Raw genomic sequence first — 17,444 nt, forward strand, 5'->3', positions numbered from 1 at the left:
AAAAATACTCGAGAATAAGGCAGAATTTTTCGATAAGTAGTTATTCTACAATCAAAAATTCTAACGCAGTTATCGAGTATTTTAACCAGATAGAATGAACCGTTACTTAGTACGATTGGTATAACAAGCGCTTTGAGTTATCTCAAGCCTGCTGCTCACTAATAGGATGACGATAAAATCGCTTACCTTGGCAATGTTCGCAGCTACTAATAATGGTTGGGTGCCACAGTGCGGTTTTATCACCACATTCAGCGCACTCTATAACCCCTAAACCAATTAGCTCGCCGCTTTGATACACGCCTTGATGTTGCAGATCACCAATCAACTCATGCCACTCTACTTGGCTTTGGTCACTTAACTTAGCCAGCCAATACCATATGCTTTCTTTAAGCAGTGCCATTCCAGGGCTTTCGTCATAAGCGCGCTGGTAATCGGTTTTCCAGTCGCTTAAATCTCGACGAACGTAGTTAGCAATAAGCTGCCATTCATCTTGGCTTAAATCACTAGCAGCTTGTAAATACTCTTGCGTGGTATCAATTAGCTTAGACAGCTCTTCTTGACCCACTTCCCCACTTTCTTGAATGCGTTTTTCAAGGTCTTCCACAAAGGCTTGATAGGCTTTTACTCGCTTTGGCATAACTCACCCACAGTCTAAAGTGCATTTACATTATTAAGCATAGACCTTTTGTTTCACTGCAAATGTGCGCTAGCTATTGTTGTCGGCAGGCGGACTCGGTATCCTATGCGGATCGAGTATGGTAGCAATAGGTTGCCTAATCCAAATTTGGTTCATTCTGGAAGATTCCATCAATGCAAGAGCAATACAATCCGCGTGATATTGAAACCAAAGTGCAACAGCACTGGGAGCAAGCGCAAACCTTTAAAGTTGTTGAACAGCCGGGTAAAGAGAAGTTTTACTGTCTGTCTATGTTCCCATACCCAAGCGGTCGCCTGCATATGGGTCACGTGCGCAACTACACCATTGGTGATGTAGTCTCTCGCTACCAGCGCATGCAAGGTAAAAACGTTATGCAACCAATGGGTTGGGATGCATTTGGTCTTCCAGCAGAAAACGCAGCGATTAACAACAATACTGCGCCAGCTAAATGGACCTACGAGAATATCGAATATATGAAAACTCAGCTAAAGCAGTTGGGTTTTGGCTACGACTGGGATCGTGAACTGGCAACCTGTAAGCCAGATTACTACCGTTGGGAGCAGTGGTTCTTCACTAAGCTTTACGAAAAAGGCTTAGTTTACAAAAAAATGGCTACGGTAAACTGGGATCCAGTAGACCAAACAGTATTAGCCAACGAACAAGTTATTGATGGCCGAGGCTGGCGTTCTGGTGCTTTAGTAGAGCAAAAAGAAATCCCACAGTGGTTTATTAAAATCACCGATTACGCACAAGAGTTACTTGATGATCTCGACCAACTAGATGATTGGCCAGAGCAAGTAAAAACCATGCAGCGTAACTGGATTGGCCGCTCTGAAGGCGTAGAAATGCAGTTTGGTTTAGAGAACAGCGACGAGCAGTTCTCTATTTACACCACCCGCCCAGACACCGTAATGGGTGTAACCTACGTTGGCGTAGCTGCGCAACATCCACTTGCTTTAGAAGCCGCTAAAACTAACCCAGAATTAGCCGCCTTCATCGAAGAGTGCAAAAACAACAAAGTGGCCGAAGCCGATATGGCGACCATGGAGAAGAAAGGCATGGCTACTGGCCTAAATGCCGTTCATCCTCTAACGGGTAAGCTAGTACCAATTTGGGTCGCTAACTTTGTATTAATGGGTTATGGCTCTGGTGCAGTAATGGCTGTGCCAGCACACGACCAACGTGATTTCGAATTTGCTCAAGCTTACGGTTTAGACATTGTAGGTGTGATTAAGCCAAGCGATGCTGAGCTAGACTTATCAGAGCAAGCATTCACCGAGAAAGGCGTATTGTTTAACTCGGGTGAATTTGACGGCTTGGAATTTAAAGCCGCCTTTGATGCCGTTGCAGCCAAACTTGAATCCATTGGCAAAGGTAACAAACAAGTTAACTTCCGCCTACGCGATTGGGGCGTAAGCCGCCAGCGTTACTGGGGTACGCCAATCCCAATGCTAAACCTAGCTAACGGTGATGTTGTGCCAGTGCCAGAAGACCAACTACCCGTTGTTCTTCCAGAAGATGTGGTGATGAATGGCGTAACCTCGCCAATTAAAGCCGATCCAGAGTGGGCAAAAACTGAATTTGAAGGTCAAGAAGCCTTCCACGAAACCGATACTTTCGATACCTTCATGGAATCTAGCTGGTACTACGCACGTTACTGTAGTGCTAACAACGAAGACATGATGCTAGACCCAGAGCAAGCAAACTACTGGTTGCCGGTTGATCAATACATTGGTGGTATCGAGCACGCGATTTTGCACCTACTTTACGCCCGCTTCTTCCACAAACTGTTGCGCGATACAGGCTTAGTGGATTCAGACGAACCGTTTAAACGCTTGCTTACTCAAGGCATGGTATTAGCCGACGCCTTCTACTACGAAGACGAGAAGGGCGGTAAGGTTTGGGTTTCTCCAGTAGATGCTATCACCGAGAAAGACGAAAAAGGCCGTATTACCAGTGCTAAAACTGCCGATGGCAAAGCACTTGTTTACGCCGGCATGAGTAAAATGTCGAAATCGAAAAACAACGGTATCGACCCACAGGTAATGGTAGACAAATACGGTGCGGACACTGTGCGCTTGTTTATGATGTTTGCCGCTCCTGCCGAGCAAACACTTGAGTGGCAAGACAGCGCAGTAGAAGGCTCATTACGTTTCCTACGCCGTGTTTGGAAACTTGCCTACGACCACGTTAATGCTGGCGAAACACCAGAGCTTGATGTTGCAAGCTTGAGCACAGCCCAAAAAGATCTACGTCGTGAAGTGCATAAAACCATTGCTAAAGTGAGTGATGATGTTGGTCGTCGTCAAACCTTTAACACTGCTATTGCAGCGATTATGGAGTTGATGAACAAACTCACTAAAGCTGATCAAAGTGATGCCAATAACCGCGCAGTAACCCGTGAAGCGATTAATGCAGTGGTACTAATGCTATCGCCTATTACGCCGCACATCTGTGACCAGTTATGGACACTACTAGGCAACGAAGGTGACATTGATACAGCAGCTTGGCCAAGTGCAGATGAAAAAGCCATGGTAGAAGACAGCAAACTCATTGTTGTGCAAGTAAACGGCAAGCTACGCGCTAAACTTACTGTGGCTGCAGATGCAGACCAAGAGGCAGTTCAAGCGCTGGCAATGGGCGACGAAAATGTCGCTAAGTTTGTTGACGGAAAAACCGTACGCAAAGTGATTTATGTTGCAGGTAAACTGCTTAACATTGTTGCTAACTAAGTTATACGGCGGGCTAACACCCGCCGTTTTTTACTACGAGAAAGCATGACTTTAACAACCATTCGTTTCGCCGTTATTGCCTTAGCCATTAGCCTAATTTCGGCCTGTGGTTTTGCACCACGTGGCAGCTATTTGTTAGATGAGAAACTCACTCAAATCTACGTATCTTCAAGTGATGAATTTAGCCCACTAGTTCGTGAGCTAAAACGTCAACTAGCGCAAAACAATGTCGCAGTATTTGAATTTCCTGAAAGTGGCATTCCAACCCTGCACCTAAGAGGCGAAGATATTAGCAAGCGCACGCTGTCGTTATTCGAAAACGGTCAGGTCGCAGAATACGAGTTAAGTTATCAAGTGGGCGGTTACTTGCAAATTGCCGACCAAGGCAACTTCCCGATTAATGTGCAACTCCACCGAGACTTCCAAGATAACCCCTTAGCAGCACTAGCAAAACAACGAGAGCGGGAGCTATTGTACGACGAGTTACGGGTAATGGCTGCCGACCAAATTATGCGTCAATTGGCTACGGTTAGTTGGTAATATGCGCATCTACGCTGACCGCTTGTCACAGCAAAATGCCGCAAACTACAGCTGCTATTTAATAGCAGGTGAAGAACCGCTGATTAAGATTGAAACTATCGACAGCATTCGCCAACAATTACAACAACAAGGTTTGGCTGAAGAACGCTTAAAGTTCACCTTTGATGCAGACTTTCAATGGCCAGATATTTTTGATGCAATGTCTGAGCTGTCGCTGTTTAGCCAATATCGTTTAATTGAACTGCAACTTGATCGGGTACCCGACAAAGCCATTCAAAATCAGCTTGATGAACTACTACAGTTGCTCAACCCTGAGACTCGATTTTTACTCAGCGTGCCTAAGTTAACCAAAGCCAATGAAAAGCAAAATTGGTACAAGCTTTTTGACCAACAAGGCTTAGTGGTAATGATTTATCCACCAGAAGGTGGACAATTACACGCTTGGGTAAGGCAACGTTTAAGCCAACAGCAACTGCCCGCCGATAACGACCTAATAGCCTTATTACTGCATTATTACGAAGGGAACTTACTCGCGCTTAGCCAGGCAATATCAACCATTGCATTACGCTGGGGGCAGCAACTTCCTTCGTTAAAAGAAATTGAAGCGGGCTTGTCACATGCCAATCATTTCTCGAGTTTTCAATTGGTCGATGCCCTATTAGGCGGTGACTTTCAGCGCAGCTTATTAATCATTAAGCAGCTGCAGCTTGAAGGCGAAGAGCCAACCTTAATCAATTGGGGCCTAGACAAAGAGTTTAAGTTACTACAGCTTTTGCAAGAGCAGCCCTCTAGCCACCATTCCAGTTTATTTAAACAGCATGGCGTTTGGAATAAGCGCCAAGGCTTAGTCAGTAGCGCAGCAAAACGCTATAGCCCACAACAAGTTAACGCTGCGCGTATGCAAGTTGCCGAAATAGACAAGGCCATTAAGCAATTTACCGGTGACCATGCTTGGCACCAATTAGAACGCTTAGTATTTGAACTGGCATCACCTACGGTTAAACATGCTTAAGCTGTTTTTTGGCGGCTCATTTGACCCTATTCACCTTGGACACGTTATCAGTGCTCAGCAATTGCTAGCTGCCACCAAAGCTACCGACATAACACTACTTCCCAATGCCTTATCACCGCTTAAAGAGAAGCAATTTAGTACCGCGCAACATCGCCAACAATTGCTAGAGCTAGCACTCAGTGATTATCCTCAGCTTAAGCTAGACTGGCGCGAAGTTGCTAGAGGTGGCCACTCTTATACCTGCGATACCCTTAAACAACTCGCTAATGAATACCCAAATCAGCCGCTTGGCTTTGTGATGGGTTTAGATTCGTTCAATCATTTAGATAAATGGCGTGAATGGCAAACGCTTTGCGACTACGCTCATCTGATCGTGATTGCCCGTCCCGGTTACCACTTACAAGTCTCAGAGCAGCTAAACCAATGGCTTGAAACCAAGTTATGCAAAGATGTTAGTGAGCTAAGCGCTCACAACAATGGCAAAGTATACTTTTGTCAGCTGCAAGAAATGGATATGTCTTCGAGCGAGATCCGCCAGCACTTGCAAAACCAAGCAAACCTAGACTTACTGAAAAATCAGTTATCTGAAAAAGTCCTTAGCTATATTCTTCAACATAAGCTTTACGGCGCTTAACCTAGCCAGACAGAGCGTGATATACTTATCTTTTAAGCCAAATTTGGGGTTCTTTTGTTGCAAAACCAACAACTGATCGATTTTGTAGTAGACAAAATTGAAGATATGAAAGGTCGAGATATTCAAAATCTAGACGTAAGCCAACTCTCTAACGTGACCGATACCATGATAATTTGTAGTGGTAATTCTAAGCGTCATGTTAAATCCATCGCCGACAATGTAGTTAAAGAAGCCAAGCAAGTTGAACTTGAAGTGATTGGCATCGAAGGCATGGACGAATCAGAGTGGGTATTGGTTGATCTAGGTGATGTGGTATTGCACGTAATGCAAGACAGCGCTCGCGACTTTTACCAACTTGAAAAACTATGGGCACCCGCTGTTTCTGAGTCTAAAGCCGGATGAAAATACAGTTAGTGGCTGTAGGCACTAAAATGCCTGCTTGGGTTGAGACGGCCTATCAAGAGTATGCGCGTCGCTTTCCTAAAGATATGCCACTAGAGCTGGTTGAAGTAAAAGCCGGGAACCGCGGTAAAAATGCCGACATAAAGCGCATTCTTGATAAAGAAGGTGAGGCCACCTTAGCGGTTATACCTAAAGGCAACCGTGTTGTAACTCTAGAGGTTACCGGTAAAGCTTGGACCACACCGCAGCTCGCGAAGCAACTAGACAACTGGAAAATGGACGGCCGCGATGTAAGCCTGTTAATTGGTGGCCCGGAAGGTTTAGCCCCAAGTTGCACCAACATTGCCGAACAACGCTGGTCGCTATCGGCACTCACTTTGCCCCACCCAATGGTGAGAGTTATCGTTGCCGAGACTCTCTATCGCGCGTGGAGTGTTACGGCTAACCACCCTTATCACAGAGAATAAACGCTAAAGTATGGCAAGACAGCGCGTCGCAATGCGAGACCACTCGGCTGAATCACGGTTGTTTAACCGTCGTTCATTGGTGGCTATTTTAGGTACCTTTGCGCTTATTTGTGTATTGCTGGGCAACCTTTATTATCTGCAATTTGAACAGCACGAAACCTACACCACTCGCTCTAACGACAACCGCATTAAAGTTTTGCCTATCGCCCCTCCCCGCGGCTTGGTTTACGATAGGAATGGGGTATTACTGGCAGAAAACCGCCCCAACTTTAGTTTAGAGATCATCCCAGAGAATGTAGACGACCTCGACCAAATGATCGCCGAGCTAAGTGAATTATTAGCGCTCAGCGAAAACGATGTTGAGCGATTCCAGCAAAACCGCAAACACACACGTCGCTTTAAACCAGTAGTGCTTAAGTCGCAACTTACTGAGCAACAAGTGGCCATGTTTAGCGTGCAACAGCACAAATTTCATGGCGCCAGCATCGATGCCAGCTTAATTCGCTTCTACCCCTATGGCGACAGCCTCACCCACTTGTTGGGCTATGTTGCGCGCATTAACGCAAAAGACTTAGAGCGGCTAGAGAAAGAAAACAAACTGGCCGAGTACGATGCAACGCGCACTATCGGCAAACAAGGTATCGAGCGCTACTACGAAGAAATTCTGCATGGCAGTGTTGGTTATCAAGAAGTTGAAGTGAATAACCGTGGCCGAATTATTCGTACCATGAAGATTGTTCCACCTATTCCAGGTAAAGATCTCTACCTAAACGTAGACATTCGCTTGCAACTAGAAGCTCAAAGGTTGCTGGCAGGACGCCGTGGTTCAGCGGTTCTTCTAGATGCCAAAACCAGTGGCGTACTAGCCATGGTATCTAGCCCAAGTTATGACCCTAACCTGTTTGTAAATGGCATTAGCAGCAAAAATTACAACAAGCTGCTTAACTCTACCGACCGCCCGCTCATTAACCGAGCCACCAAAGGCGTTTACCCCCCAGCTTCTACGGTTAAGCCACTGTTAGCTGTAATGGGATTAGAGCTGGGTAAAATCACTGTTGAGCAACGCATGTGGGACCCAGGTTGGTTCCAAATTCCTAATACCAAACGCCGCTTCCGTGACTGGAAGCGCTGGGGACATGGTTGGGTTGACGTTTACAAAGCCATTGAACAAAGCGTAGATACTTACTTTTACAAACTGGCTTACGAAACTGGCATCGATGAAATGCATGCCTACATGAGCAAGTTTGGTTTTGGTAAATACACTGGCATTGATATTCATGAAGAAAGCCGCGCCAACATGCCTAGCCGTGAATGGAAACGTGCTCGCTACCGCCAACCCTGGTGGCAAGGTGACACCATTTCTGTTGGCATTGGCCAAGGCTATTGGACCACCACCCCTATACAGCTCGCTCAGGCCACCAATATTTTGGTAAACAAAGGTAAAATTATTACCCCACGTATTTTAAAAAGCGTCGGCGATGCCAACTCACACATTGGCTTGCCGCCGCAAATTCAAGCGCCTATTGCCTTAAACAGTGATAAAAACTGGCAGGTTGCTTTAGATGGTATGTACGGCGTAATCAACAAAAGTAACGGTACCGCGCGTAAAGCTTTTGAAGACACCACTTATGTCGCTGCTGGTAAATCGGGCACTGCGCAAGTTGTAGGCATCGCTGAAGATGCAGAATACGATGCCGAAAGCCTTAAAGAACAACACCGCGATAACGCGATGTTTGTCGCCTATGCGCCCTTCGAAAAACCCGAGATTGTTGCCTCAGTGGTTGTAGAAAATGCCGGTGGTGGTAGCTCCAATGCAGCGCCGGTTATTCGCGAGTTATTTGATAGTTATTTTGAAACCAAGGAAACCTTTTAAGCATGGGCAACTATAGCCAAGAGCAGAAAAACTCTTTGTGGTGGCGACTGCACCTAGATTGGCCTTTATTGCTTGGTTTAGTGTTATTAATGGGCTTGGGCATGTTTGTTTTATACAGTGCCAGCGGCGAGAGCATGGCGATGCTAAATCGCCAACTGGTGCGCATTGCCTTAGCGACTGTAGTGATGTTTGTACTGGCGCAAGTTCCCCCCGACGTATATTTGCGTTGGGCGCCCTTCTTCTTTTTCTCCGGTTTGTTGATGCTATTGGCGGTGCTGATAGTGGGTGATGTGGGTAAAGGTGCCCAGCGTTGGTTAGACCTCGGTTTTATCCGTTTCCAACCATCTGAAATTATGAAGCTAGCCGTGCCCCTCATGGTCGCGCGTTATATTAGTCAGCACCCTCTTCCACCTAGCTTCAAACACTTACTGATTGGTGCCACCATTGCAATTACGCCAACCTTGCTTATCACTAAGCAGCCCGATTTAGGAACATCTTTACTGGTTGCGGCCTCTGGGATTTTTGCCTTGTTCTTAGCCGGAATGAGCTGGCGATTAGTGGGCGCAGCGGGTGCAGCGATTGCCGCCTTTATTCCTTTGCTATGGTTCTTCTTAATGCGCGACTACCAGCGCCAACGAGTGCTTACTTTACTTAATCCAGAAAGTGACCCCCTAGGCGCGGGATACCACATTATTCAATCTAAAATTGCTATTGGCTCTGGTGGCTTCGCCGGTAAAGGCTGGCTGCAAGGCACTCAATCTCAATTAGACTTTTTGCCAGAGCGGCATACCGACTTTATTTTTGCGGTATTTGCCGAAGAGTTTGGCTTTTTAGGCGTAGTGCTGTTGATGTGTTTGTATTTCTACATCATTGGTCGCGGCTTGTTTATTGCTACTCAGGCACAAACAGCTTTTGGCCGCTTGTTAGCTGGTTGCATTATTTTAACCTTCTTCGTTTATATCTTTGTAAACATTGGCATGGTGAGCGGTTTACTACCCGTGGTAGGTGTTCCGCTTCCTTTAGTGAGCTATGGCGGCACATCGATAGTGACACTGATGGCAGGTTTTGGCATTCTGATGTCTGTTCATACTCACAAACGGCTTTATGCCCAATAAGGATTGCTATGCGCTTATGTTGTTGCTTATTACTTGCTCTGTCTCAAATCTGGTCATTTTCTGCCTTGGCCAACACCGAACAGCAGCAACGTATTGAAGCATTAAGCCAAGAACTTGATATTCCGCTCGAGAGCTTAGAAAAAGCCGCCGAGCAAGCCACCTATCAGCAAGCGGTAATCGATGCAATTACTCGCCCATGGGAAGCTAAACCTTGGCACCTTTACCGCGATTTATTCCTTACCGAAGAACGTTTAGCAGCTGGCTTAGCCTTTTGGCAAGAGCACCAAGAAACCATAGAGCGCGCTGAAAAAGAGTTTAAGGTTCCAGCACAAATAATAGTTGCCATTATTGGCGTAGAGACCTACTACGGGCGACACAAAGGGACTTACCCAGTCATTGATGCCTTGTATACTTTAGGTTTCCATTACCCTAAACGCGGCCAGTTTTTTAGCAAAGAGTTCGCGTATTACATTCGTTTAGCAGAACAACAAGGCTGGGCCTTAGACGAAGTTAAAGGTTCGTACGCTGGCGCAATGGGTTTTGGTCAATTTATCCCTTCTAGCTATATCCATTACGGCGTAGATTTTGATAACGATGGCAAAGTAGACATGCTAAACAACCCAGTTGATGCCATAGGCAGCGTAGCTAACTACTTTGCTAAACACCGTTGGCAATTAGGCAAACCCGTAGTGCATGCCGCTGAGTCAAACACTACACAAGCCAAACCATGGTTAAGCAAAAAGTTAGAAATTAATAATACTTGGCAAGAGCTGTCTCAAGCGGGAATTAAAACCGAAGCGAGCTTAACAAATAACACCCCCGTTAAACTGCTAGAGCTGGAAGAAGCTGATGGCCACAGTTATTGGTTAGCCGAACATAACTTCTATGTGATTACTCGCTATAACCGTAGCCCGCTTTATGCCATGGCCGTGTATCAATTTAGTGAGCAACTACGAAAGGCTCAGGCGCAAACTAATGCCAAGTAAATTTAAACGCCTTGTCACCGTTTACTTAAGCAGTGTTGCCTTAGCAGCACTGCTTAGTGCTTGTAGCTCTTCACCAAGCGATCAGCGCTATGGGATGAGTAATGACAAGGCACCCGATTCAGCTCCAGAGCTAGATCATATCGAAAACCCCATCCCACGTTTTGAACCATACAGCCGCCAAGGCAACCGTGACTACACAGTACGTGGGAAAAGCTATCAAGTATGGCGCGATATAGAGCTGCACGAAGTTGAAGGGGAAGCGTCCTGGTACGGCAAAAAGTTTCATGGTCACCTCACATCCAACGGTGAGATTTACGACATGTATAGTATGTCGGCTGCCCACAAAAACTTGCCACTGCCTAGCTATGTAGAAGTTACCAACTTAAGCAATAACAAAACCGTTATTGTGCGAGTTAATGACCGTGGTCCTTTTCACCAAAAACGCATCATCGATTTATCCTATGCTGCGGCTTACAAGCTCGACATGCTGAAATCTGGTACAGCCAAAGTTAAAATTAGGCTGTTGCGTTTTGACAATGATAAAACCGCCACAAAGCCTCAGCCGGGTGCTCAACAATATTATGTTCAACTGCTCGCCAGTAAAAATCAGCAGGTATTAGAGCAACATCAGCAACAGTTACAAGCTGAAGGTTTAAGCACTCAATTAGTTACCGAGAATGGCTGGCAGAAACTGCGATTGGGCCCCTATTATGATGTATTAAGCGCCGAGAAGTACTTGGCAAACATGCGTAAAGGTCCCTATAAAGACGCTTATATCATTAATCTAAAAGCAAACTAGTGGATTTAGAGCAGGATACTAACAAACTGCCGAAAAGTTTTGTTATAGTGTTTGCCGTCCGTGTTTATTGACTAACAAGCCAAAGAGCCAACCATGATAAAAAATGTATTTCAGCGTGTTAGCTGCGCCTCTGCGCTTCTGATTGCAAGTAGTATGAGCGTAGCTTATGCCGCTCCTCAAGTTATCCCTAATGCTCCTATTGTTTCAGCCAAAGCCTACTACTTAGTAGATTTTGACTCAGGCCGAGTACTTGCTGCCGAAAATGAAGAAGACAGCCTAGCGCCAGCCAGCTTAACCAAAATCATGACCAGCTACATCATTGGTAAAGAAATCAAATCGGGCAAGCTTGACCCTAATGGCATGGTAACCATTAGCGAAAAAGCTTGGTCGAAGAATTTCCCAGATTCTTCAAAAATGTTTATCGAAGTAGGCAAACAAGTCAAAGTTGCTGACTTAAACCGCGGCATCATTATTCAATCAGGTAACGACGCCTGCGTAGCCATGGCAGAACATATTGCCGGCAGCGAAGACTCATTCACCAGCTTAATGAATTCTTGGGCTGGCCACTTAGGCATGGTAAATACTCACTTCGCTAACAGCCACGGTCTAGACAGCACCGAGCAATATACCACTGCTAAAGATATGGCCATTTTGGCCACGGCGATGATCCGTGATGTGCCAGATGAGTACGCCATTTACAAAGAGAAATCATTCACTTTTAACGGCATTACTCAGCACAACCGCAACACACTACTATGGGATAAAAGCCTAAATGTAGATGGCATGAAAACTGGCCATACTAGCAAGGCCGGTTATAGCTTAGTTTCTTCAGCTACCAACCAAGACATGCGTCTAGTAGCGGTAGTTATGGGAACTAACTCTGCGAAAGCCCGTGCAGCCGAGAGTAAAAAGCTACTTAACTGGGGCTTTAGATTTTTCGAAACCGTTAAGCCTTATAAAGCTGGCGACAGCTTTGTAGAACAAACTGTATGGATGGCCGACCAAGACACGGTATCTTTAGGTGTTAACCAAGATATCGCCCTTACCCTACCGCGCGGCCAAGCAAGTCAGCTTCAAGCAAGCTTTGAACTAAAAGAAGAACTAAAAGCGCCATTAAGCCAAGGTCAAACTGTAGGCTCTGTGTATTTCCAAGTAGGTGAAGAAGATGTTGCCGAGTACCCATTAGTTGTTCTGCAAGAAGTAGAACAAGGTGGGATCTTCAAACGTTTACTGGATTACATTAAGTTGTTCTTTGCGTCTTTATTTAGTTAAGCAATAAGACCAATGCATAAACTCTAAGCCAATTGGCGGAAATTTTAGGCAAAGCTCACAAAAACGCGTTAGAATAACGCGTTTTTTATTTCTAGCTCGACCAAAAATCGCGGCTTAAATCAGTATTCTTAGGTCAGAAATGCAAACTAAATTTGATGAATATTTAGAGTTCCCATGTGATTTTACTTTTAAAATCATGGGCGTAAACAACAACACTTTAGAAGATGAAGTATTAAGTGTTATTCAAGGTTTAGCGCCGGGTGATTACAGCCCTAAAACGCGTCCAAGCAGTAAAGGCAATTACAAATCAATTACCTTGGTGGTTAAAGTTACCAGCAAACAACACATTGAGAGCCTTTACACCCAAATTGGTGCCATTGAAGACGTACGCCACGTACTATAATGCCTGAGCAAAACCGCTTAATCATTCGCCAACTAGGCCTTCAAGACTATTCAAGCATCTTGCAAGCTATGCGTGATTTTACTGATCAACGCAGCGCTGAGCAGGATGACGAATTGTGGCTGGTAGAACACCAGCCAGTGTTTACTCAAGGCCAGGCAGGTAAAGCGGAACACCTACTAGCCAGTAGCGACATTCCGGTGGTGCAAGCAGATAGAGGCGGTCAGGTCACTTACCATGGTCCTGGCCAACTAGTGGCTTACCCCTTGCTCAACTTGCGTCGCCGTAAACTTGGTGTTCGCGACTTAGTTACCATTATCGAACAAAGCATCATCGAAACCCTTAGTCATTATAAGATTGAGGCTTTTGCCAAAAAAGACGCACCTGGAGTGTATGTAGACCAAAAGAAAATAGCCTCTTTAGGTTTACGTATTCGCAAAGGCTGCTCTTTCCACGGTTTAGCATTAAACGTAGACATGGACCTAAGTCCGTTTTTGCAAATTAACCCCTGTGGTTATGCCGGTTTAGAAATGGCACAAATTAGCGACTATGTTGCTAGCCCAAACATTAGTCAGGTTTCCGAACACCTTAGCACGGTGTTAGTGAAGCAGCTGGCTTATAGCAGTACAGAACATCAACAAGGACTACCCACACTATGAGTGCAAAAAAAGTGCGTATGGAGCCCGGAGTAAAACTTCGCGATGCCGACAAAATGGCATTTATTCCAGTGAAGGTAATACCCTCGGAAAAGGAAACCATGTTACGTAAGCCAGATTGGATGCGTATTAAACTTCCTTCTGATAGCACTCGAATCAATGAAATTAAAAGTGCTATGCGCAAGCATAATTTGCACTCGGTATGTGAAGAAGCATCTTGCCCTAACTTAGCAGAGTGTTTTAACCACGGTACTGCTACCTTTATGATTATGGGTGACATTTGTACTCGCCGTTGCCCATTCTGCGATGTTGGCCACGGTAAGCCCTTAGCACTAGATGCCGAAGAACCTGCCAAGTTAGCTGCCACCATTGCCGACATGAAGCTAAAATATGTGGTAATTACCTCGGTAGACCGCGACGACTTACGTGATGGCGGTGCCGCCCACTTTGCTGAGTGTGTGAGTGAAATTCGCCAACGCAGCCCACATATTCAAATAGAAACCTTGGTACCTGATTTTAAAGGCCGTATGGATCGCGCTTTAGAAATCTTAGACAAAAACCCACCAGATGTTTTTAACCATAACTTAGAAACAGCTCCAGGTTTATACAAGCAAGTTCGCCCTGGTTCAGATTACCAATGGTCATTAACGCTGCTAAAGCGTTTCAAAGAACTACACCCCAATGTACCGACTAAATCTGGCTTAATGATGGGGCTTGGAGAAACCAATGAAGAGATCCTGCAGGTTATGCGAGATTTACGCGAACACGGCGTAACCATGCTAACGCTTGGCCAATACTTGCAACCTAGCCGTCATCACCTACCGGTAGCGCGTTACGTGCCGCCAGAAGAGTTTGATGAACTAAAAGAAAAAGCAGAGGCCATGGGCTTTACTCACGCGGCTTGTGGGCCATTAGTGCGCTCAAGCTACCACGCTGACTTACAAGCCAAAGGCGAAGAAGTGAAGTAAGCTTAGTTAAATCAGTTCCCTCTTCATTAAAAAACCAGCAATTACATGCTGGTTTTTTATTGCCTTGCGCTTAATACAACAAACTAGAACTGGTAGTTAAACAATACACCAAAGAAATGAACTGCCGCCTCATAATCACCTTTTAACGAGCTTTCCGCAGCTGAGCCTTCGAATAAGGTGTAATCAATACTTGGGGTGCCGCCGTAGTAGTACTCGTAATACATTTGCATCCGCCAATTTTGGTTAATCTTGTAGCTAGCACCAAGCCCAAGTTTCCATAACTCTCCGGTAGGCACATCTGGGTATTGTAAGCTCGGATCATCTTGCGGTGATGTCTCGTAATATACACCACTTTCTAAGCGCCACTGCTGGTTTAAGGGGTAATGCATACCAACACTGGCAGAAAAGGTGTCTTGCCATTCTCGCGCGATGCCTGCTTCACGATTAGCCAGCGAAATAGCTGTTTCAGACACTTTGCTAAAATCGCTCCAGCCTAAACTCCATAATAAAGCAGGTTTGCTTTCAAGTTGGTGATAACCACTAACAATGGCCACAGCTGGCATAATAATGTTAATGGATGAAGAACTGCTGCGATTGTCAGAGCTAATATCACCATCCATATCGTGGTTTAACTCAGAGCGGTAAGTAAAGCCGATACGATTGTCGTCATTAAATTTATAGAGGCTGCTAAGGGTGTAACCAAACTCGACACTGCTACCTTCTGCCGAAACTGAAGGTAAAAAGGAATCGGAGTGACCTGCAAAGTTTTGTTCTAATACACCATATTCAGCAACCAAGCCTAAACCTATCGACCAGTCATCTTTCACTTGGTAAGCAATGCTAGGATTAAACTGTACAGTGGTTAACTGTGCATCTTGTAGCAATAGTGAACCAGCGAAATTCGGCCCATAATCAATAATGGAACCGCCGGCAGATGCTATAGCTAAACCAACAGACCAACTATCGTTAAGCGGAGTAACGGCATACATAGATCCCACTGGCATCGCAGTACCAGCTTTCGAAGATGATTCCCCACCCGCAAACACGCCAGTTGAACCATTGTCGGTATAGTTAATGTTAGACACCATACCCTGCACATTAAATGCAAGTGTGGTGGTGTTAAGTTCCGTCATTGCAGCAGGGTTAGCAAAAGCAGTTTCAGCACCTTCGGCAACGGCTTGAGCCCCTGCACCAGCAGTGCTAATGCTCATCATGCCAAGTTCGGGGAACATGTAAGCGCCCGCATAAGCTTTTCCAAATAAGAAGGAAGCACTTACTAGCAGCAACATTTTGATTGTATTCATGAATAACCTAAGTTCAGCACTAAGCAAAATTAACGCTGTAAAAAATAATAAGTGGGGAATGGAACGTGTGTTGTACGCCCTCACAATGGGCGTACTTTTAAACAGGTATTACATCGCGTTTAAGTAAGACTTATAAGAATGCAGGCGCACGGTAGCCGCACCAATAACATCAATAAAGCCAAAGAATGGATGCGGTTTATTAGCCGAAATCCACGCCGAACCCGTAGCGCCAATAGGAATGACTTTACCTTCGGGTTCAACAATTTCTAATATTACCGTTCGGCCATGCGAGCTGGCGTTTGCTCCCACATGTTGGCGAACACTTTGCGGGCCCTGCATTGGAGAGACCGCTGACTCTCCGGTACCTGCAGTAAGGCTGTGAACTCTAGCTCGGAAAATCTCGCCTGGATAAGCATCCACATAAAACTCGGCAAACTGCCCTACCTCAACGTAACGATAGGTTTGATCCGGAATACGCATTTCCATAAATTTACGACCAGTATCGTATATATGCATATTGCCTACGCGGCTTCCATCGGCCACATTAACCACTGCTACTTGGCCATCAAAAGGCGCACGAATTGTTTTCCTTTCCTGTTCAAACTCAGTTTTTTTAGCGTCTGCATGTAGCGAAGCGAGTGCCGAATTAGCAATACGTAATTGCGAATGGTAGTACTCAACCTCACGCTGTTTGAAAATCTCTGGTGATTTTTTAGCCCTAGCCACATCACGCTTTAACTGGGCAATAGCCTCTTCTTGTTTAACAATAGACGCCTTAATCTTCTCTAACTCGGCACTCGAGGTTGTGTCGATAAGGGTGTAAATCACCTCACCTTGTTTAACGTATTGATTATGCTCTACATGAATCTTATCGATTTGTTCGCGCAATAGCGGCGACAATACCGAATGCGGAGCTTTAACCGTTGATGAGTAACTTAAATCTACCGGCGCCCATAGGCGAGAAAGCACGCCTAGCAATACCAAGATCATCAGTCCACCAGATACAATCCGAAACGCGCTTTTTAATGTCCATTTAATCGCCCCAGTAGAAACTAAAATCCACATAATTAGGATGTAAGGAATCATTACCTCTTTCATTGCTTAGGCCTCTGAATGTTCGGATGGGCGACGAGGAGAATGCGCTTTTTGTCTGCCATTACTAATAATCTTGCTAATCGACGCGCCAATATGTGCCCAGTTAGCAAAAGCAATAATGATGGCTAACACCCACCAAGCCTTATGCAGAAATAGGCCACATAACGACAAAGCAAAAACTAATTGAATATGTGCACTTTTTTTCTCATGCGCTTTATGCACTGCTACTTCGTGTAATTCCCATAGCAAATAAGCAACAAAACCCACTAAGGCGATAGTGACTGCAAACAGGTACCCACTAAAATACTCAGAGTTAAATAACACCATCATGGTTTGATTAGGTGTGTTGCTGTAGATGCTCATGTCGATGTCTTTAGAATTGATCGTTCCCATTGGGGCTAACAAATAAGCACCACCCAGCATCACCAACATGAAACAGGTAAATTTAACTAACACCATGAAGATGATGCGGATCTTAGAAATAATCGTGCGAAGTAGGCGCATAAAGCCCTCCTCAAAATAAAGTTGAAA

At 45.2% G+C, this 17,444-nt stretch carries 18 protein-coding genes; 14 read left to right on the forward strand and 4 right to left on the reverse strand.

From position 1 onward, the window contains the following. Nucleotides 1-142: 142 nt before the first annotated feature. Nucleotides 143-637: a hypothetical protein gene (locus tag LQZ07_RS17080; RefSeq protein WP_016402193.1), complete on the reverse strand. Its 495-nt coding sequence runs from the start codon at nucleotides 635-637 to the stop codon at nucleotides 143-145. A 173-nt stretch (nucleotides 638-810) separates the two neighbouring features. On the opposite strand from LQZ07_RS17080, the gene leuS reads away from it, so the two are divergent. From leuS to lipA, 14 genes are all read left to right on the forward strand, one after another. Beyond that, nucleotides 811-3,390 carry a leucine--tRNA ligase gene (leuS, locus tag LQZ07_RS17085; protein ID WP_152781519.1) on the forward strand — a complete coding sequence of 860 codons (2,580 nt, stop codon included), beginning with the start codon at nucleotides 811-813 and terminating at the stop codon, nucleotides 3,388-3,390. 45 nt (nucleotides 3,391-3,435) lie between these two features. Beyond that, the gene (gene lptE, locus LQZ07_RS17090) at nucleotides 3,436-3,930 is read left to right on the forward strand and encodes an LPS assembly lipoprotein LptE (RefSeq protein WP_016402195.1); all 495 of its coding nucleotides are present in this window, start codon (nucleotides 3,436-3,438) and stop codon (nucleotides 3,928-3,930) included. Nucleotide 3,931: 1 nt separating this feature from the next. Continuing rightward, on the forward strand, nucleotides 3,932-4,942 hold the full coding sequence (gene holA, locus LQZ07_RS17095; RefSeq protein WP_152781521.1) for a DNA polymerase III subunit delta: 1,011 nt from the start codon (nucleotides 3,932-3,934) through the stop codon (nucleotides 4,940-4,942). Continuing rightward, a complete protein-coding gene (nadD, locus tag LQZ07_RS17100) occupies nucleotides 4,935-5,576 on the forward strand; it encodes a nicotinate-nucleotide adenylyltransferase (RefSeq protein WP_152781523.1) in 642 nt (213 codons plus the stop codon). Before holA ends, nadD begins: the two co-directional genes overlap by 8 nt. 57 nt (nucleotides 5,577-5,633) lie before the next feature. Then, complete coding sequence (gene rsfS / locus LQZ07_RS17105) at nucleotides 5,634-5,978, forward strand: ribosome silencing factor (protein ID WP_016402198.1); 345 nt, start codon at nucleotides 5,634-5,636, stop codon at nucleotides 5,976-5,978. Beyond that, complete coding sequence (gene rlmH, locus LQZ07_RS17110) at nucleotides 5,975-6,445, forward strand: 23S rRNA (pseudouridine(1915)-N(3))-methyltransferase RlmH (protein ID WP_016402199.1); 471 nt, start codon at nucleotides 5,975-5,977, stop codon at nucleotides 6,443-6,445. Before rsfS ends, rlmH begins: the two co-directional genes overlap by 4 nt. 10 nt (nucleotides 6,446-6,455) lie before the next feature. Further along, a complete protein-coding gene (gene mrdA / locus LQZ07_RS17115; RefSeq protein ID WP_194164100.1) occupies nucleotides 6,456-8,318 on the forward strand; it encodes a penicillin-binding protein 2 in 1,863 nt (620 codons plus the stop codon). Between the two features lie 2 nt (nucleotides 8,319-8,320). Then, entirely contained in the window at nucleotides 8,321-9,433 is a 1,113-nt protein-coding gene (rodA, locus tag LQZ07_RS17120; RefSeq protein WP_152781525.1) for a rod shape-determining protein RodA, read from the forward strand. 8 nt (nucleotides 9,434-9,441) lie between these two features. Continuing rightward, complete coding sequence (gene mltB, locus LQZ07_RS17125; protein ID WP_152781527.1) at nucleotides 9,442-10,419, forward strand: lytic murein transglycosylase B; 978 nt, start codon at nucleotides 9,442-9,444, stop codon at nucleotides 10,417-10,419. After that, nucleotides 10,409-11,218 carry a septal ring lytic transglycosylase RlpA family protein gene (locus LQZ07_RS17130; RefSeq protein WP_152781528.1) on the forward strand — a complete coding sequence of 270 codons (810 nt, stop codon included), beginning with the start codon at nucleotides 10,409-10,411 and terminating at the stop codon, nucleotides 11,216-11,218. The genes mltB and LQZ07_RS17130 overlap by 11 nt, the downstream gene beginning before the upstream one ends. 93 nt (nucleotides 11,219-11,311) lie before the next feature. Further along, a complete protein-coding gene (locus LQZ07_RS17135; protein ID WP_016402204.1) occupies nucleotides 11,312-12,490 on the forward strand; it encodes a serine hydrolase in 1,179 nt (392 codons plus the stop codon). A gap of 124 nt (nucleotides 12,491-12,614) precedes the next feature. Next, nucleotides 12,615-12,893 carry a DUF493 family protein YbeD gene (gene ybeD / locus LQZ07_RS17140; protein WP_040307275.1) on the forward strand — a complete coding sequence of 93 codons (279 nt, stop codon included), beginning with the start codon at nucleotides 12,615-12,617 and terminating at the stop codon, nucleotides 12,891-12,893. Beyond that, on the forward strand, nucleotides 12,893-13,549 hold the full coding sequence (lipB, locus tag LQZ07_RS17145; RefSeq protein ID WP_152781530.1) for a lipoyl(octanoyl) transferase LipB: 657 nt from the start codon (nucleotides 12,893-12,895) through the stop codon (nucleotides 13,547-13,549). The genes ybeD and lipB overlap by 1 nt, the downstream gene beginning before the upstream one ends. After that, nucleotides 13,546-14,514 (forward strand): lipoyl synthase, encoded by a 969-nt coding sequence (lipA, locus tag LQZ07_RS17150; RefSeq protein ID WP_016402207.1) that lies wholly within the window; start codon nucleotides 13,546-13,548, stop codon nucleotides 14,512-14,514. Before lipB ends, lipA begins: the two co-directional genes overlap by 4 nt. Before the next feature lie 83 nt (nucleotides 14,515-14,597). Here the strand turns inward: lipA and LQZ07_RS17155 are convergent, their stop codons facing one another. The 3 genes from LQZ07_RS17155 to LQZ07_RS17165 form a co-directional block, all read right to left on the reverse strand. Further along, complete coding sequence (locus LQZ07_RS17155) at nucleotides 14,598-15,818, reverse strand: OmpP1/FadL family transporter (protein WP_152781532.1); 1,221 nt, start codon at nucleotides 15,816-15,818, stop codon at nucleotides 14,598-14,600. A 108-nt stretch (nucleotides 15,819-15,926) separates the two neighbouring features. Beyond that, nucleotides 15,927-16,916: an efflux RND transporter periplasmic adaptor subunit gene (locus LQZ07_RS17160; RefSeq protein WP_152781534.1), complete on the reverse strand. Its 990-nt coding sequence runs from the start codon at nucleotides 16,914-16,916 to the stop codon at nucleotides 15,927-15,929. Nucleotides 16,917-16,919: 3 nt separating this feature from the next. Beyond that, nucleotides 16,920-17,417 carry a magnesium transporter gene (locus tag LQZ07_RS17165; protein ID WP_152781536.1) on the reverse strand — a complete coding sequence of 166 codons (498 nt, stop codon included), beginning with the start codon at nucleotides 17,415-17,417 and terminating at the stop codon, nucleotides 16,920-16,922. Nucleotides 17,418-17,444: the final 27 nt, after the last annotated feature.

Source organism: Agarivorans sp. B2Z047 (genome assembly GCF_023373605.1).
Lineage (GTDB): Bacteria > Pseudomonadota > Gammaproteobacteria > Enterobacterales > Celerinatantimonadaceae > Agarivorans > Agarivorans albus.